This window comes from Wolbachia endosymbiont (group A) of Anomoia purmunda (assembly GCF_947251545.1).
Lineage (GTDB): Bacteria > Pseudomonadota > Alphaproteobacteria > Rickettsiales > Anaplasmataceae > Wolbachia.
In genome coordinates, this window is record NZ_OX366362.1 from 1315650 (window position 1) to 1332100 (window position 16451).

Consider the following 16451-nt stretch of genomic DNA (forward strand, 5'->3'; position numbering starts at 1 on the left):
AATTTTTCTCCTATCTTACCTACACCGTCATACCGCCGCGGTATCTCTTAGCCGCTAACAAGCAGCGGGATGACGAGGTCAGGGTGTCATGAAAGTAGCTGACACTGGTTTCCATCCAAGACAGCAGTAGCCCCTTCGGTGTCATTCCAGTGCCCAGACACTGGTTTCTATCCAAAAGGGTGTCATCCCAGTGCCCAGACACTGGGATCCAGGAATTTTATTAAGTTGGTAAGCATAAAAGTGTTATGTAAAATACAACGTTCTTGATGGGATTGCGTGAAATGCTGGATCCCAGTGTCAAGCACTGGGATGACAAAAAAAGGAGCACTGGGATGACATCACAGGGGCACTGGAATGACACCCTTTATGGTCTCTTAAATTGCAACTAATCTAAATATTTAAGGAATTTACCAAATGAAAAAAAAGGCAAAAGAAGCCCCGTGGTTGGCTAATTACTTACATTATACTTTCAAGTATGGCGTTTTTTTATTCTAAACGCTTAATAACCGCGATTTAGCTGCTTTTTAATGCAACTAACCTTTAGTCATAAATGTTTAAGAAATTTGCTAAACAGAAAAAAAGGCAAAAGAAACCCTAGGGTAGCTAGTTATTCACTATCCATTTTTTAAGTTGGCGTTTTTTAATGTTTTAAATGCTTTATAAGCGCATTTTAGCTTATATTAGGTAAAAACCTAGAAACTTTATAAAGACATAAGGTGCACATAGTGCAAAAAATTAAAAATAAGACGCCAATTACGTTGTTTTCTTGCTGTTTAATCTGCACAGATGAAGATAACTGAATACCTTCAATACCATGATAAGAGGGCTGGCGGAGGGTGTCAAGTAAGTTTTTTCGTTTCTATTTCCAATAAAAGTTTGTTATATGGTTATGCAAGAAGTCTATTATAAATGAAATGAATGTGAAAAATATCTTGTTAGCGTTTTTAGTACAAATGGTGTTCAGTTTGCCGCTATTTGCAGCTGATCCTGTTTTGCTCAACTGCATTGAAACTCCAGAAATTTATGACCTTGATGCAAGGCCAAAAAATTTTAGCTCTTCAAACAATTTAAGAAGGAAACCCGGTTCTCCAAATAGTGCAACAGGAGAATTAATACACATAGTGGGTAGAATTACTGATATAAACTGTTTACCAATACAAAATGCTGTAGTTTCTATATGGCACGCGAATTCACGTGGCGTGAACCATTACGATAAGGATATAGAGGATGATCCGAATTTTGCTGGATCAGGAAGGTTTGTAGTGAATAACCTTGGCTATTATAACTTTATTACGATAACACCTGGTAAAATTGGTGATAGAGCTCCACATATTAACTTTCTAGTGCAACATCCGGATTTTCCCGAATTCACAACGCAAATGTTTTTTGCTGACCATAATTGCGATAATTGTGCTGATCCTGTTCTTGGAGATTTTGTTAGTAATGGGCTTGCAAGCCTTCTCATAACACCATTTACTTACAGTGATCAGGTCATAAAAACCTATACGTTTAACATTACCTTGGGCGGATATAATAAGTTCTCTAATAAAAGATAAAAAACCCTTGCATGTAAGGGAGTCCATAGTAAACTTGAGTGTTATTGTACTTAGGATGTATATGAAAAATATCTTACTGATGTTTTTGCTATGTTTTATGTACAGTTTACAATTATTTGCAACGGAGATGCCAGCAATGAAAATAACAATTTCTAAAATTTCGCCCGATTTTAAAACAATAGTAATGGGTTTATTTGAGGACAACGAAACCGTAAATGATGGCGGAGTTTTGCAAGGAAAACAGGTCATAGATAATATAAAGCAATTTAGCGATTTCAATGGAAGTTTTGGTGAATTTTTCTCTACTGCTTTGCCAGAAGAAAAAAATGTCATAGTTGTTGGACTGGGTAAGAAGGATGAATGGAATGAAAATAAAGAATTAAATATTGGTGGTAAAATATATTGTGAGTTAAGCAGATTAAAAATTAAAAAAGCAGCGGTTTTAATCGAAGGTAGTGCAGCAAATGTTGCATATGGTGCGTTTCTGCGTAGTTTTAAGTTTGATAAGTATAAAACTAAAAAGGATGAGAAAATTACAGAGGTAGAGGAGATTACCGTATTAGTAAAAGCTGAGCAATTAAGTAATGCTGAAAGATCATTTGAGCACTTAAGGCAAGAAGGTGAGAGTATATTTCTTGCGCGCTCTTTTATAACAGAGCCTCCTAACATTCTATATCCAGAATCCTATGCTGATCATATAAAAAAAGAACTTACTAAGCTTGGCCTTGAAATTGAAGTGCTTGATAAAAAGCAGATGGAAGAGAAAAAAATGGGAGCCTTGCTTGGAGTTGCACAAGGAAGTAGTAAAGAACCAAAATTAGTAGTGATAAAATGGAATGGAGCTGCTAAAGAACAAAAGCCAATAGCTTTTGTTGGTAAAGGCATAACGTTTGACACTGGTGGAGTATCGCTCAAACCTTCACGTGGTATGGAGTCGATGAAATATGACATGGCAGGCTCTGCTGCTGTGGTTGGGGTGATGCATGCTTTAGCAGGACGAAAAGCAAAAGTAAATGCAATCGGCGTGGTCGCACTTGCAGAAAATGCAGTGGGTGGTAATGCTCAAAGACCAAGTGATGTAGTAACTTCAATGTCTGGACAGACAATAGAAGTGTTGAACACCGATGCAGAAGGAAGGCTCATACTTGCAGATGCTTTATGGTATACGCAAGACAGATTCTCACCAAAATTTATGATTGATCTTGCAACTTTAACTGGTGCTATAGTGGTTGCACTTGGAAATAACGAATATGCTGGTCTTTTTTCAAACAATGATGAATTAGCAAACCGTCTGATTGATGTAGGAAATGAAGTAAATGAGAAGTTATGGCGTTTTCCTATGAATGAAACTTATGACAAAATTATTGATTCACCGATTGCTGATGTTCAAAACATCGCTCCTGCAGGCTCTGGTGGAGATAGCATAATGGCTGCACAGTTTTTACAGCGTTTTGTGAATGAAACTTGCTGGGCACATTTAGATATCGCAGGCACTGCTTGGCACGAAAAAGGTACTGACATTTGTCCAAGAGGAGCAGTAGGTTTTGGTGTAAGGTTACTTAATAAGTTGGTTGAGAAGTACTACGAAGCCAATGATTAAAGATCTTTATACTGGATTTATGGCTTGGCTACATGAACGTTTATTTTCGAGGCGCAGCAAATGAAAGTAGCTGACGCATATTTCTTTTTTTCTGGATTCCAGCGTCAGCTACTTTCATGACACCCTGACAACCGTCATCCCGCTACTTGTTAGCGGCTGAGATACCGTGAATGAATCGCGGTATGACGGTTCGTGGCGGCGTGACGATAAGCTCGTCATCCCGCTGCTTGTTAGCGGGATCTAGAGATAACGCGGCGTTATGACGTAGGACTGCTGTCATCCCAGTGCTCCTTTTTTTGTCATCCAAGTAGCCTCCTATGGTGTCATCCCAGTGCCCAGACACTGGGATCCAGTTGAGCTATTTCAACAAAAATACTGCATTTTGAGATGAACGTTTATTTTCACCAGATTATTTACAAGTATAACAATTAAAGTCTGGATTCCAGTGTCAAGCACTGGAATGACACCGTCTTGGATGGAAACCAGTGTCAGCTACTTGGATGACATCATAGGGGCGCTGGGATGACACCCTGACAATCGTCATCCCGCCGCTTGTTAGCGGCTAAGAGATACCGCGGCGGCATGACGTAGGGAAACCTTTTTTGGGTTAGCTATAGCAGTAGTCAGGAAACAATAGCTTAAAAAGAGACTTAGTGTTAAATTTCTAATAGATTACTTATAAAAACAAATCTTATGGAAAGCAGAGCTAAGGCTTGGTTCATTTGGCTGATTAGTAACTTGGTTGTTATATTCAGCAACATGCAGATAATTTATACCTTTATAAGTGTAAATCTTGAAAAGGAACTTGGACTTACAATCGCGCAAGTTGCACTGGCTAATTCAGCATATACTTGGACTTTCGCCATCTTACAATTTTTTAGTGGAGCAACGTTTAATGTTTTTTCCAGTAAAAAAATTTATTTTTTCTCATTATCAACTATGATCTTGGGGTTTTTTGTCCTTATTAATAGTGACAATTTCTCCCATTTGATTTTGTCTCAAGTGTTGATTGCAACTGGAGCATCATTTGGTTTTATTGGTGCTGCTCACACAAGTAGCATATGTTTTTCCGCTGCCCAATTTGGATTGATGTTTTCACTAGTGCAGACAATTTCAAGCCTTTCTGCTTTGGTAATTCAAATACTGTTCTCTAACTTGCTTGCCGAAGATGCATATTGGAAAAATCTGATTGTATGCATAATACTATTTGGTGTGTTGATATTTGTACTTACGCTTTTTTGTCCAAACACACTTCCAGAAAGCAGCTCAGAAAAGCGCACAATAAAAGGCTCTATGAAGACAGTAATGTGCTCTGTACTCACAGTGCTAAAATCAAGAGATATCTGGATAACTTCAGTGATGGGTGCTATTACTTTTGGAACATTTTTAGCACTTAATACCTTGTGGGCTCCAAGGTTACTGGGCAACTCAGAACTCAATGCAATGGAGTCAGGTATAGCAACTGCAATACTATGGCTTGGTCTTGCAGTTGGTGCTCCAATTGCAGATCGAATCTCAAACTTATTTAAAAATAGGAAACATGTAATTTCTGCTTTTGCTTTATTGCAAGGCGTCTCAATTATTATTTTACTATACAGCCATTTAACAGTCCACGTTGTGTACTTTTGTATGTTAATGTTCGGGTTTTTTGCGGGAGGACATATGCTTAATTTTACTGTCGGCAGCGAGATTGTGAAACGAAAATACATCAGCACATCATCATCCATTATCAATGGATTTATGTTTATTGGCAGTGGAGTTATAGTGTCAATGTTAGCACTTTTTACAGATCATCAAATGGCACTTTTTGCAATATTTGCGATATTGATAGCTACCGGTATTTTAAATTATGCAACAAAAGAGACATACTCTAAAAAATAAAGTAGCTGAATCTCGAGTCGATTGCTATATTATATTTACGTATTGTAATATTTATCAATAATGGATCACGTTACAACAAAAGACATAACAGTAACTAAGGCAACGATAGCTGGAAATATAAACCAAGAAATAGGATTATCAAAGGAAGACTCTGTTTCGATAATAGATGATATATTGGACGAAATAAAGACAAGCTTGGTAAAGGATGGAATAGTGAAAATATCATCATTTGGAACATTCTTGGTCAAAAAAAAGAAGGAAAGACCAGGAAATATACCAAATACATCGGAGAAAGTGATGATTCAGGCAAGAAATTCAGTTTCTTTTAGGCCTTCAAAAATTATAAAAAAATCAATCAATAATTAATGAACAAGGAAAAATTATTTTATACGATTGGGGAAGTAGCTGAAGAGCTACATTTGGAACAGCATGTTTTGAGATTTTGGGAAGGTCAATTTCATCAAATTAAGCCTACAAAGAGTAAAGGAAGAAGGCTATATGATTGTAAATGTATAGAGGCCATAAAGAAAGTAAAATACATGCTATATGATAAAGGATATACAATAAAAGGAGTGCAAAAAGAATTTGGTAATGATATAAAAGTCACAAAGAATTTGTTGCAAGAACTCACCGATTTGAGGGACTATTTAACTAGTAAAATAAATAACGAGGAAAGTAACAAGCAGACGTGAAACACTACGTCTCGCTAAAATTTTGGAGTTTTGTGAGAGTTTAAAATGTGGCATATAGCCTCATTTCTTATGTTATTAGCAATATTAATAGGCTGTGGCCTGCAAAAACCTGCACCTGTGTTGCTTAAAGGCGAAGAATTTTACGGAAAAAGAGATCTGGAATATACAAGAGAGTACCATTTAATTAGGGAGCCTTCAGTGCAAAAAGAAAGTAGAAAAGCCATCATAAATAGGATATACAAAGATAACAATGATGCACAAAACGTGGAGGTAAATTGTAAATTTGTAATGCCAGTTAAAGGTTCAGCTACCTCTTCTGATGAAATGTGTAAGGATGGCATAAAAATTGCTGCTCAAAATGGAACGAACGTAATTGCCTCTGCACCCGGCAAAGTGATATATGTAGGCAAAGGGCTGAGATGGTATGGGAATTTAATTATAGTGGAACACAAAGATAATTACATGACTGTGTACTCCTATTTAAAAAACATACATGTTGAAATTGGCGATAAAGTAAAGCAAGGTCAAGTAATTGGATCTGCAGGTAAATCAAGCACACAAGATAAAGATCCACAGATGTGTTTCACAATACGACATAATGGCCAAGCGGTTGATCCTTTGATGCATATGAACTGTAATTGAATTTGGATTTATATGAAATATGATTTTAAAAGTGTTGAAAAATTTTATCAAGATAAATGGGATTTTTCTGTAAACAAGAGTGGTAAACAAGAAAAGTGTTACGTGTTGGAAATGTTTCCATATCCATCTGGTAAAATTCATATGGGACACTTACGTAACTATGCAATAGGGGATGTGATAGCACGTTACAAGAGAGCTAATGGATTTGAGGTTTTGCATCCAATTGGCTGGGATGCGTTTGGATTACCAGCCGAGAATGCAGCAAGGGACAACAATATTAGCCCCGAAACATGGACAAAAGAGAATATAGATAATATGCGTACACAGTTGAAATCTATAGGTCTTTCTTATAATTGGGAGCGTGAACTCTCCACATGTGAGCCTGATTATTACAAACACGAACAAAAATTTTTCCTGGATTTTTTAAAGCATGGGCTTGCCTATCGAAAAGAGTCATGGGTTAACTGGGATCCAGTGGACCAAACAGTGCTTGCAAATGAACAGGTGGTTGATGGAAAAGGATGGCGATCAGGTGCAGTTGTTGAAAAACGTAAGTTGTCCCAATGGTTTTTAAAGATTACTGATTTCGCTGAAGATTTACTCAAGTGCCTGCAAAGTTTGAAAAATTGGCCAGAAAAAGTCAAAACAATGCAGGAGCGTTGGATAGGAAAATCTGAAGGAGCAACTATAGAGTTTGAAATCGTTGGCCTGAATAAGAAATTAAAGGTTTTTACAACTTGTCCTCATACTTTGTTTGGGGCTTCTTTTTGTGCAGTGGCAGCAGAGCATCCTATTGTGCAGGATTTAAAGAATGGTTCTTCTGTTGTTATCCCAGTGCTTGACACTGGGATCCAGGAAAAAGATGAGATTCCAGCGTCACGCGCTGGAATGATAATTGATGAAAAAATTGGAATTTACACCGGATTAAACGTCAAACATCCATTTCTTGATAAGGAATTGCTGCTTTACATAGCGAATTTTGTGTTGATGGAGTATGGGGAAGGGGCAATTTTTGGATGCCCTGCACACGATCAGCGTGATTTTGAATTTGCACAGAAATATGATTTGCCGATAATTCCTGTTATTTGTGAAAAGGGTGCACAAGCCATAGTGACTCTAGAAGAAGCCTACACTGGTGGCGAAATAATGTGCAACTCTGAATTCTTAAATGGATTGACGGTTAGTGAAGCAAAAAAAGTAATCACTAAAAAACTTGAAGAAAAAGGGATAGGTAAGAAAACAACAAACTATCGTCTACACGATTGGGGAGTTTCAAGGCAGCGTTATTGGGGATGCCCTATACCTATCATATATTGCAAAGACTGCGGAACTGTTCCAGTGCCAAAAAAAGACCTTCCTGTAGTTCTACCAATAGATGTAGAATTTACAAGTGGTGGCAATCCGCTGGATAAGCACCCAACTTGGAAATTTGTTGATTGTCCAAAGTGCGGAAAGCAAGCAGAGCGTGAAACTGATACATTCGACACCTTTTTTGAATCTTCCTGGTATTTTGCTGCATTCTGTAGTGAAGATAAATCAATAGACAAAGATGCATGTAATCGTTTTATGCCTGTTGATTATTATATAGGTGGAATAGAACATGCAATTCTGCATTTGCTTTATTCAAGATTTTTCTGCCGTGCTTTAACCAAATGTGGCTATTTTGCTATTAAAGAGCCTTTCTCTACTTTAATCACTCAAGGAATGGTCTGCCATGCAACTTATAAAGACGAAAATGGTAAGTGGCTATTTCCCGCAGAAGCAAAAGAATTAATAGCGCGAGGTGCAAAAGTTCAAGTGGGCAAAGTTGAAAAAATGAGCAAATCGAAAAAGAATACAGTTGACCCAAACTTTATCATAGAAAAGTATGGTGCTGATACTGCTCGCTTGTTTGTGTTGTCCGACACTCCTCCAGAGAAAGATATGGAATGGTCCGATGATGGCGTAGAAGGTTGTTCTCGTTATGTAAATAAATTGTGGCGTATGGTCATGCAGTTGAGACCTGTAAATATACACTATGATAATGAAAGTGTTACGGGTGGACTTCTAGAGTACAGAAAAAAAATTCATAAACTCTTACACGGACTTACAGATGACTTAGAAAACTGCAGATTAAACTGTGTAGTGGCAAAATTTCGTGAGATGACGAATTTAATAGCTGAAATAGACGTAAAAACTGGAAAATCTCTTATTGATGAAGGTATATGTATATTAATCAGAGTAATCGAACCATTCATACCACATCTAGCTGAAAGCCTATGGCAAGAAATAGGAGGTCAACCTTGGCCAAAAGCTGATGAATCATTATTAGTTGACGATACGGTAACTATAGCAGTGCAAATCAATGGAAAATTACGTACAACAATCAAGGTGGCAATTAACTTGCCTCAAGAAGAATTGAAGAAAATAGCGATAGACTCTGTGTCCAGTAAGATCGATCAAAGCAAAGTTCGCACTGTATATGCTGTACCAAATAAGATAGTAAATATAGTTATATAAAAAATCCGAGTGTATCTGTTCAGGAGCATCGCAAATATTGAAGCAAAAGTGGTCAGTGCTTGACACACAGCTGTACGAACCATACGCGTCAAGTTAAGAAGCAAGGGTAAGAAAATTCAATGAACTTAAGGTGGATACTCTAGTTTTTCTATATCTATCTTTCACAGAAAATTGTGACCAGTCTGTGGTAAGTTTTTTCAGGAAAATTCTCAAATTATTAATTTTACTGCTTAACGCTAAAAACAACTCCCTAATCCTTCTTTTTAATTCAATGAATGCCTTTGTTAAACTCAGCTCTGTATTCTCTTTCAGTTTTATACAACCAACTATTCCATGAAATATAAGAATTGCGCACAATTTAGCGTATAGTTCACATAATACTCTGTATGGTTTTCCTTTAAGTTCGTCAAGCCTGATGTGACTCTTATACAATTTAAATAATAATTCAATCTGCCATCTTACCCTGTAAACTGTTAATACTTGTTCAGCGCTGATTTTACTCTCTGGAACGTTAGTTATGAATATCGACCAATCCAGCAATTTTTGATTCTTTTGAGAAGATGTATATCCATGTGATTTTGCTAACTTATTAGCCCTTCTTCTTCTAATTATAGACTGTTCTTCAGTTAATTTTTGACATATAATTCTCACTTTAATTTTTACTTCTTTTCCTAATAGCACTTCCATCTCTAGAAGGGATTGACCTTCTAAACATTCCAACAACTCTATTTTTTGATTTGTTTCTATATCATATATATTGGTATCAGACTTATAACGACTAACAAAATATGCACCTGCTTCATCAATCTGTTTAAAAGAACTAGGCACAAAGTAGCACAAATCAAATATTAGCAAATCATTGGCTGATAAACCGTTCAGATAATCCCTATAACCTTGATCCGACCTTATTCCTTCTATTAAATTTAACTTATCTAGCGCTTGGTTCAGGTAATCAAAGACTAACTGCAGCTTTATTCCTGATTTGGTATTACTCTCACAATCTCTATAGCTACTCCCATATCCTTTGTACATATCTTCCATGCTACTAGGCAGGCTAATATAGCTACTATCCAATAGCTTAATGCTTCTAAATTGCTTCAAAATTCTGCAATCAACCTGTAAGCTGTTTTTAAATAAAACTAAAGATTCATTATACATTCTTTTCATAAATTCCACTGCTTCTTCAGTAAATCTAAAATCCAAACCCTGTTTTGTAATTTCTATCGAGTCTTCATTTAGCAATTGGCACATTGTTTCTATGCTGCAATCACCAACTCCTATGTTACCAAAAACCATAGCTTTTATGAATGATGAGCCATTAAGTTTTCTCTTTCTTTTTATAAAACCTACTGCAATTGATATTTCGTCTGCTTTTTCATTAAAGAATTCATTGAGGTCTTTTGATAAGCAAGCTATTCTGTCCATTGTAAGTTCTCTCATTCACATATCCAAGAGAACTTATACCTTATTCTTTTCCTTCACTCTATCAATTTTACTTACACTTTTCCTTAACTTGACGCGTATGATTGAGTGTACAGTCCCAAAGTGTGATGGTATGATATATAAGAAGTTACCATCGGGAGGAATTATGGTTACACATTTATATGTAACCATTGGACACAAGTATCCTGAATTATTTATACTAAATCCATACCATCACACTTTGGGCCTAGTTCTTTATTCATTCTCACAATCCGTGAACGGTTACAAATACTGGAGTTTACCCTTTTTCTTACTATTTTTCCAATCTACAGTTAGCGTTCAAAACCATATTCGAAAAGCATCTCATATGTTTCCGGATTTTTTTAATGCTGTTTATTTCATCCTCAACATTGTCTCTACCTTTATGAACTAAGTTATAATTTAGCAGCATTAAAAATTATAACGTATTCCTACCTCCAGAGTTGCATCTGGTATTTGCAATGCTTTTATACCACTCAGTTGCCCGCCTGCGGTAACACCAACTGCACCAACTATCTGTGGAGTAATTTCATAATCAACACCAACCTTCAGTTTATAGGAAATAGAACCCAGTATGTTGTCTACTAAAGGTGCCTTCTCTCCAGCAGCTCCAACATCTGTGCTTGCAGGTTTACTTGTACCACCGTTACCAAAGCCAAAAGGTACTATTTGGAGATATCCTCCTAAACCTCCACTGACGTATAGCTTAACAGGATCAATATCAAGGTCAGGATAATAACGATAATTTGCCAATAAGCTAGCCCCTATTTTCCTTGTATCCTTAGCAATATCACTCATATTAGCAAGAACCTCAAGTTCAAATTTAGAGTTTTTGTCATGGTGATAACCAAAAACAACGCTAGGTTTCATTATAAAGCCACCACCCCATCCAGCACCAAAGTTTAAACCTGCATAGTACTTATCTTCTGACTTACTTGCACTATTACTAGCTGCACCGGCTAGAGATGAAGTAAGCAAAACAGCCAAAACGCACAATCTCTTTATTTTCATATAACTCCTCATACAAAAAAATATATAATGCATAAGTATATATCCTTTATATTAAAAAAGATATAACTATATGTTAAAAAAAGTATAGCCACAAAGTAAAGGATGTGCTACTCGGATGTATCCGTTCAGCAGAATAGCAAAATTGTAAGTTAAAAATGTGATATAAATAAGAGGGAAAGATAACCCTACTCACTATAGGAATAGCGGGCGTGTGCGACCGATGCGGCAACAACCGTTCATATCAAGGTACACCAGCCCATCTCTCGAAAGGAACCAGTGTCAGCTACTTGCATGACACCCTCCTGCAAATTGCAATGTGTGTACAGTTATGCGCGTGACGCTGGCTCATGATTACTCCCACTCAATAGTTGCGGGTGGCTTGGAAGTTATATCGTATACAACTCTATTTACTCCGGGAACATTATTAACAATTATACTGCCAACATTCTGTAAAAAATCCCAAAATACTAGCAAGTGTTGATCCTTATTTTCAAATGGAAATGCATCAGCTGTCATACCATCAGATGATGTTACAGCCCTTAAAGCACAAACATATCCGTATGTACGACCATCTCCCATGACGCCTACAGTTTTTATTGGTAATAATACAGCAAAAGCTTGCCATATCTTATCGTATAGATCGTAATTTTTCATCGTATTAATATATATTTCATCTACTTCTTGCAATATTTGCACCTTTTCTTCATCGACTTCACTTATAATCCTCACCGCAAGTCCGGGTCCTGGAAATGGATGTTGAAATATTATCTCATCTGAAAGCCCAATTTCCTTTCCAAGTAGCCTTACCTCATCTTTAAAGAGGTAACGTAAAGGCTCCACTAGCTTCAGGTTCATCTTTTCTGGTAACCCACCAACATTATGGTGAGACTTAATTGTACTAGTGTTGTCTGAGGCATGCCCTGACTCAACTACATCAGAGTAAATAGTACCTTGCATCAAAAAATCTACATCACCTATTTTTTTTGCTTCTTCTTCAAACACTTCAATGAAAGCGTTACCGATGATTTTTCGCTTTTCTTCTGGATCAGTTATTCCCTTCAACCTACTCAAAAATAAATTTGATTTATCAACGTAGTTTATCGGAATCTCTTTCAACATAGCAATGGTCTGGTTCTTGCGTAACAACCCAGTATCGATAAAAATACAGTTCAATTGTTTTCCTATAGCTTTATGTGTGAGAGCCGCTGCAACACTTGAATCAACTCCACCACTTACTGCAGCGATTACTTTTTTCTCTCCTACTACATTTCTGATTTTTTCCTTCTGCTTTTCAATAAACGACTTCATTGTCCAGTCTCTTTTGCAATTTGCAATATCCAAGAAGTTAGAGAGCAATTTACTACCATTTGTTGTGGGCCTCACTTCAGGATGGAACTGAGTACAGTAAATCTTCCGCTGTTCGTTGACAATCATTGCAATTGTTTGATTTATCACACCTGATGCGATAACAGTAAATCCCTGTGGTATAGTATCAACACTGTCCGCATGGTTCATTAATACACCCACTTCAGAATTAACATCCCAGGTATCCTTTATAATGGGGGATTCTTTTAGTATCTTGATTTTAGTTCTGCCAAACTCCTGTTTAAAACTCTCTTTTACTTTTGCTCCAAAATAATGACAAATGAGTTGCTGTCCATAGCATATTCCAAGTATAGGAACGTTTGTTGCCTCATTAAGTTTTATAATTTCATGTACTACTCTACTTGTTTCAGAACAATCATCATTTACAGATTGTGGTCCTCCAGAGAGAATAAACCCATTGAATTTTGATATTGTTTCAAAACTGATGTTGCTTGGAAATATCTCACAATAAACGCCCATTTCTCTGACTTGTCTTGCGATAAGCTGTGTAAACTGTGAACCAAAATCAATAATGGCAATTGCTGACAATTTGTTCCTCCATATTATTTAAAATGATATCTGATAATAAAGAAAATAATGGAGTAAGTAAACCAAGACCTGTTTAAAACTTTGACGGACGGCGTGGGTTGGCTATGATCTATTTTTATCTAAGAAGAACTTTTTACGGTGGTACTTCAGAAGTTGCAGCCCCTCTTTAGGGTTAAGACATACTTCCAATTCTTCCCAACCACTATAACTTCCACCACCAACCAATGCTATACACACTCCGGATAGAGACTTAGCCTCAATCACTTTTCCAGTTTTGTTATCTACAAACTTTTCCACTCCCTCAACTTTAATTTCGTATTTCTGACCACTCTCTGGGCGATCCCATACAAGTATTTCCCCTATAAATAGAGCTTTGATGACCTCTTTATTTTGCGCTCCACCATATCTATTCCTAACTATCCTTTTAGGCTTATCTGTTTTGGGTTTATCTATTTGGAGCTCACCTATCGGTTTATTGCCCATCATATTGTTGAATACTTTGTTTGTTATATAAGTTGCTGCCTTGTCCTTAATTTCTTTTGCCTCTTCATCTACATATTTTTCTACTTCACTACGTACATGCCCTTTTAATTTTTCAAAAAAGTTCTGCAAGTCGAGTAAAGTTAATTCAGATGTTTCCATAAAACCCTCCAGTTTTATTATCACGTATCAATGATACATTCAGTATACTTAAAATACCTTTAAGAAAGGCGGTTCTGACCCTCAGATAGCTAATGTTAACTACCGATATCGTACGTGAACCAAAATCAATAATGGCAATTGCTGACAATTTGCTCCTCTATATTATTTAAAAGTGATATCTTATAATAAAGAAAGTAATGGAGCAAGTAAACTAAGACCTCTTAAAAGCTTTAATGTGTGGTGCAATTTAGCTATATAGCTAATTTTCCTACACCATACCGCCGCGGCGCTAACACGTAGCTGGACGACGGTTGTCAGGCTAGCTGTCATCCCAGTGCCTCTATGATGTCATCCCAGTGCTTGACACTGGGATGGCTTTGTTGCATCGCTAGCTATGATGGATTAAAGATAAAAAAGATGGCGAATATCAGTAGCTTATTATTCTGGTATTTATAACAAGAACGGTCAGTGAATACCTAAATTTGAGTAAAAGAAATTTCACTACCATTCACCAAGCCATACGCGTCAAGTTAAGAAGCAAGGGTAAGAAAATTCAATGAACTTAAGGTGGATACTCTAGTTTTTCTATATCTATCTTTCACAGAAAATTGTGACCAGTCTGTGGTAAGTTTTTTCAGGAAAATTCTCAAATTATTAATTTTACTGCTTAACGCTAAAAACAACTCCCTAATCCTTCTTTTTAATTCAATGAATGCCTTTGTTAAACTCAGCTCTGTATTCTCTTTCAGTTTTATACAACCAACTATTCCATGAAATATAAGAATTGCGCACAATTTAGCGTATAGTTCACATAATACTCTGTATGGTTTTCCTTTAAGTTCGTCAAGCCTGATGTGACTCTTATACAATTTAAATAATAATTCAATCTGCCATCTTACCCTGTAAACTGTTAATACTTGTTCAGCGCTGATTTTACTCTCTGGAACGTTAGTTATGAATATCGACCAATCCAGCAATTTTTGATTCTTTTGAGAAGATGTATATCCATGTGATTTTGCTAACTTATTAGCCCTTCTTCTAATTATAGACTGTTCTTCAGTTAATTTTTGACATATAATTCTCACTTTAATTTTTACTTCTTTTCCTAATAGCACTTCCATCTCTAGAAGGGATTGACCTTCTAAACATTCCAACAACTCTATTTTTTGATTTGTTTCTATATCATATATATTGGTATCAGACTTATAACGACTAACAAAATATGCACCTGCTTCATCAATCTGTTTAAAAGAACTAGGCACAAAGTAGCCCAAATCAAATATTAGCAAATCATTGGCTGATAAACCGTTCAGATAATCCCTATAACCTTGATCCGACCTTATTCCTTCTATTAAATTTAACTTATCTAGCGCTTGGTTCAGGTAATCAAAGACTAACTGCAGCTTTATTCCTGATTTGGTATTACTCTCACAATCTCTATAGCTACTCCCATATCCTTTGTACATATCTTCCATGCTACTGGGCAGGCTAATATAATCCAAACCCTGTTTTGTAATTTCTATCGAGTCTTCATTTAGCAATTGGCACATTGTTTCTATGCTGCAATCACCAACTCCTATGTTACCAAAAACCATAGCTTTTATGAATGATGAGCCATTAAGTTTTCTCTTTCTTTTTATAAAACCTACTGCAATTGATATTTCGTCTGCTTTTTCATTAAAGAATTCATTGAGGTCTTTTGATAAGCAAGCTATTCTGTCCATTGTAAGTTCTCTCATTCACATATCCAAGAAGAACTTATACCTTATTCTTTTCCTTCACTCTATCAATTTTACTTACACTTTTCCTTAACTTGACGCGTATGACCTACTTAACCGTCATACCGCCGCGGTATCTCATCCGCTAACAAGAGATCCCGCTGCGGGATGACAGCAATCCTACGTTCATACCGTGATTTATTCACGGTATCTCATCCGCTAACACATAGCGGAATGACGAATTACTTAACCGTCATACCGCCGCGGTATCTCTTAGCCGCTAACAAGTAGCGGGATGACGGTTGTCAGGCTAACACCTTCCCTGTCATCCCAATGCTTGACACTGGGATGACACCACCTGCTACGCAAATTATCTACAAATTGCAATGTTTGTACACTAGAGCATTACAAGCAATGATGTAGAAGCTTTTGTAACTTTATATCTTCTTGCGAAGAGCATTTATCTTCTCTATATCACCTTTTAAATCCACCTCCATAGAGAATTTAAGATTCATATTGTGGTCATCTTCATGGGCATTATAAATGTAACCATCAATAGTTAAGTTTCCTATCATATTATGGCTTTCATCTAGTATTTCGCTTCCTACTTGATAATGGCCAGTATATTCGTTAAAGGAACCATCTGTCAATTTGATGTATCCGTTACCAAATTCCTGCTCTAAATTTAAAAGATGATTAGTGTTAATAAAATCTATTTCGTTCATTATATACCTCACTAAAAATTAAATTATAATTAAAATAAGGTGTTAAGTCAAGATATTGAATAATTTAATAAGATTAGTAAATTTTAAAATACAGAGCTGACTGTAATTAA

The 16451-nt window shown here is 36.4% G+C and carries 16 protein-coding genes; 9 read left to right on the forward strand and 7 right to left on the reverse strand.

Features of this window, described 5'->3' with window-relative positions:
- Positions 1-138: 138 nt before the first annotated feature.
- The 4 genes from OPR57_RS06745 (at position 139) to OPR57_RS06760 (ending at position 3156) form a co-directional block, all read left to right on the forward strand.
- Entirely contained in the window at positions 139-267 is a 129-nt protein-coding gene (locus OPR57_RS06745) for a hypothetical protein (RefSeq protein ID WP_265036389.1), read from the forward strand.
- Entirely contained in the window at positions 267-389 is a 123-nt protein-coding gene (locus OPR57_RS06750; RefSeq protein ID WP_265036390.1) for a hypothetical protein, read from the forward strand. The genes OPR57_RS06745 and OPR57_RS06750 overlap by 1 nt, the downstream gene beginning before the upstream one ends.
- Before the next feature lie 525 nt (positions 390-914).
- Entirely contained in the window at positions 915-1556 is a 642-nt protein-coding gene (locus tag OPR57_RS06755) for a protocatechuate 3,4-dioxygenase (RefSeq protein ID WP_265036391.1), read from the forward strand.
- Between the two features lie 97 nt (positions 1557-1653).
- Positions 1654-3156 carry a leucyl aminopeptidase gene (locus OPR57_RS06760; RefSeq protein WP_265036392.1) on the forward strand — a complete coding sequence of 501 codons (1503 nt, stop codon included), beginning with the start codon at positions 1654-1656 and terminating at the stop codon, positions 3154-3156.
- 142 nt (positions 3157-3298) lie between these two features.
- On the opposite strand, the gene OPR57_RS06765 is transcribed toward OPR57_RS06760, so the two are convergent.
- Positions 3299-3499 (reverse strand): hypothetical protein, encoded by a 201-nt coding sequence (locus OPR57_RS06765; protein ID WP_265036393.1) that lies wholly within the window; start codon positions 3497-3499, stop codon positions 3299-3301.
- 416 nt (positions 3500-3915) lie between these two features.
- Between OPR57_RS06765 and OPR57_RS06770 the strand changes: the two genes are divergently transcribed.
- The 5 genes from OPR57_RS06770 to leuS are packed head-to-tail and all read left to right on the forward strand — an operon-like array spanning position 3916 to position 8870.
- On the forward strand, positions 3916-5037 hold the full coding sequence (locus OPR57_RS06770) for an MFS transporter (RefSeq protein ID WP_265036394.1): 1122 nt from the start codon (positions 3916-3918) through the stop codon (positions 5035-5037).
- A 60-nt stretch (positions 5038-5097) separates the two neighbouring features.
- Positions 5098-5403 carry an integration host factor subunit alpha gene (locus tag OPR57_RS06775; RefSeq protein ID WP_265036395.1) on the forward strand — a complete coding sequence of 102 codons (306 nt, stop codon included), beginning with the start codon at positions 5098-5100 and terminating at the stop codon, positions 5401-5403.
- A complete protein-coding gene (locus OPR57_RS06780; protein ID WP_265036396.1) occupies positions 5403-5729 on the forward strand; it encodes a MerR family transcriptional regulator in 327 nt (108 codons plus the stop codon). The genes OPR57_RS06775 and OPR57_RS06780 overlap by 1 nt, the downstream gene beginning before the upstream one ends.
- 45 nt (positions 5730-5774) lie before the next feature.
- Complete coding sequence (locus OPR57_RS06785) at positions 5775-6371, forward strand: murein hydrolase activator EnvC family protein (protein WP_265036397.1); 597 nt, start codon at positions 5775-5777, stop codon at positions 6369-6371.
- Between the two features lie 12 nt (positions 6372-6383).
- On the forward strand, positions 6384-8870 hold the full coding sequence (leuS, locus tag OPR57_RS06790; protein WP_265036398.1) for a leucine--tRNA ligase: 2487 nt from the start codon (positions 6384-6386) through the stop codon (positions 8868-8870).
- 93 nt (positions 8871-8963) lie between these two features.
- Here the strand turns inward: leuS and OPR57_RS06795 are convergent, their stop codons facing one another.
- The 6 genes from OPR57_RS06795 to OPR57_RS06820 all read right to left on the reverse strand — a co-directional run bounded on the left by OPR57_RS06795 (position 8964) and on the right by OPR57_RS06820 (position 16341).
- Positions 8964-10295: an IS4 family transposase gene (locus OPR57_RS06795; RefSeq protein WP_406831642.1), complete on the reverse strand. Its 1332-nt coding sequence runs from the start codon at positions 10293-10295 to the stop codon at positions 8964-8966.
- 447 nt (positions 10296-10742) lie between these two features.
- On the reverse strand, positions 10743-11342 hold the full coding sequence (locus OPR57_RS06800; RefSeq protein ID WP_265036399.1) for a hypothetical protein: 600 nt from the start codon (positions 11340-11342) through the stop codon (positions 10743-10745).
- 351 nt (positions 11343-11693) lie between these two features.
- Positions 11694-13256 (reverse strand): glutamine-hydrolyzing GMP synthase, encoded by a 1563-nt coding sequence (gene guaA / locus OPR57_RS06805; RefSeq protein WP_265036400.1) that lies wholly within the window; start codon positions 13254-13256, stop codon positions 11694-11696.
- Positions 13257-13358: 102 nt separating this feature from the next.
- Positions 13359-13898 (reverse strand): hypothetical protein, encoded by a 540-nt coding sequence (locus tag OPR57_RS06810; protein ID WP_265036401.1) that lies wholly within the window; start codon positions 13896-13898, stop codon positions 13359-13361.
- A gap of 530 nt (positions 13899-14428) precedes the next feature.
- Positions 14429-15622, reverse strand: coding sequence for an IS4 family transposase (locus tag OPR57_RS06815; RefSeq protein WP_265037484.1), 1194 nt, complete (start codon positions 15620-15622; stop codon positions 14429-14431).
- A gap of 431 nt (positions 15623-16053) precedes the next feature.
- A complete protein-coding gene (locus OPR57_RS06820) occupies positions 16054-16341 on the reverse strand; it encodes a hypothetical protein (RefSeq protein WP_265036402.1) in 288 nt (95 codons plus the stop codon).
- Positions 16342-16451 lie beyond the last annotated feature (110 nt).

Excerpts from the sequence above, each read along its gene's own strand:
- OPR57_RS06785 (WP_265036397.1), top strand. The coding sequence starts at position 5,775 with ATGTGGCATATAGCCTCATTTCTTATGTTATTAGCAATATTAATAGGC.
- leuS (WP_265036398.1), top strand. The coding sequence starts at position 6,384 with ATGAAATATGATTTTAAAAGTGTTGAAAAATTTTATCAAGATAAATGG.
- OPR57_RS06760 (WP_265036392.1), top strand. The coding sequence starts at position 1,654 with ATGTACAGTTTACAATTATTTGCAACGGAGATGCCAGCAATGAAAATA.
- OPR57_RS06820 (WP_265036402.1), bottom strand. The coding sequence starts at position 16,341 with ATGAACGAAATAGATTTTATTAACACTAATCATCTTTTAAATTTAGAG.
- OPR57_RS06815 (WP_265037484.1), bottom strand. The coding sequence starts at position 15,622 with ATGGACAGAATAGCTTGCTTATCAAAAGACCTCAATGAATTCTTTAAT.
- OPR57_RS06795 (WP_406831642.1), bottom strand. The coding sequence starts at position 10,295 with ATGGACAGAATAGCTTGCTTATCAAAAGACCTCAATGAATTCTTTAAT.
- OPR57_RS06755 (WP_265036391.1), top strand. The coding sequence starts at position 915 with ATGAATGTGAAAAATATCTTGTTAGCGTTTTTAGTACAAATGGTGTTC.
- OPR57_RS06750 (WP_265036390.1), top strand. The coding sequence starts at position 267 with ATGGGATTGCGTGAAATGCTGGATCCCAGTGTCAAGCACTGGGATGAC.
- OPR57_RS06800 (WP_265036399.1), bottom strand. The coding sequence starts at position 11,342 with ATGAAAATAAAGAGATTGTGCGTTTTGGCTGTTTTGCTTACTTCATCT.
- OPR57_RS06780 (WP_265036396.1), top strand. The coding sequence starts at position 5,403 with ATGAACAAGGAAAAATTATTTTATACGATTGGGGAAGTAGCTGAAGAG.
- OPR57_RS06810 (WP_265036401.1), bottom strand. The coding sequence starts at position 13,898 with ATGGAAACATCTGAATTAACTTTACTCGACTTGCAGAACTTTTTTGAA.
- OPR57_RS06770 (WP_265036394.1), top strand. The coding sequence starts at position 3,916 with ATGCAGATAATTTATACCTTTATAAGTGTAAATCTTGAAAAGGAACTT.
- OPR57_RS06775 (WP_265036395.1), top strand. The coding sequence starts at position 5,098 with ATGGATCACGTTACAACAAAAGACATAACAGTAACTAAGGCAACGATA.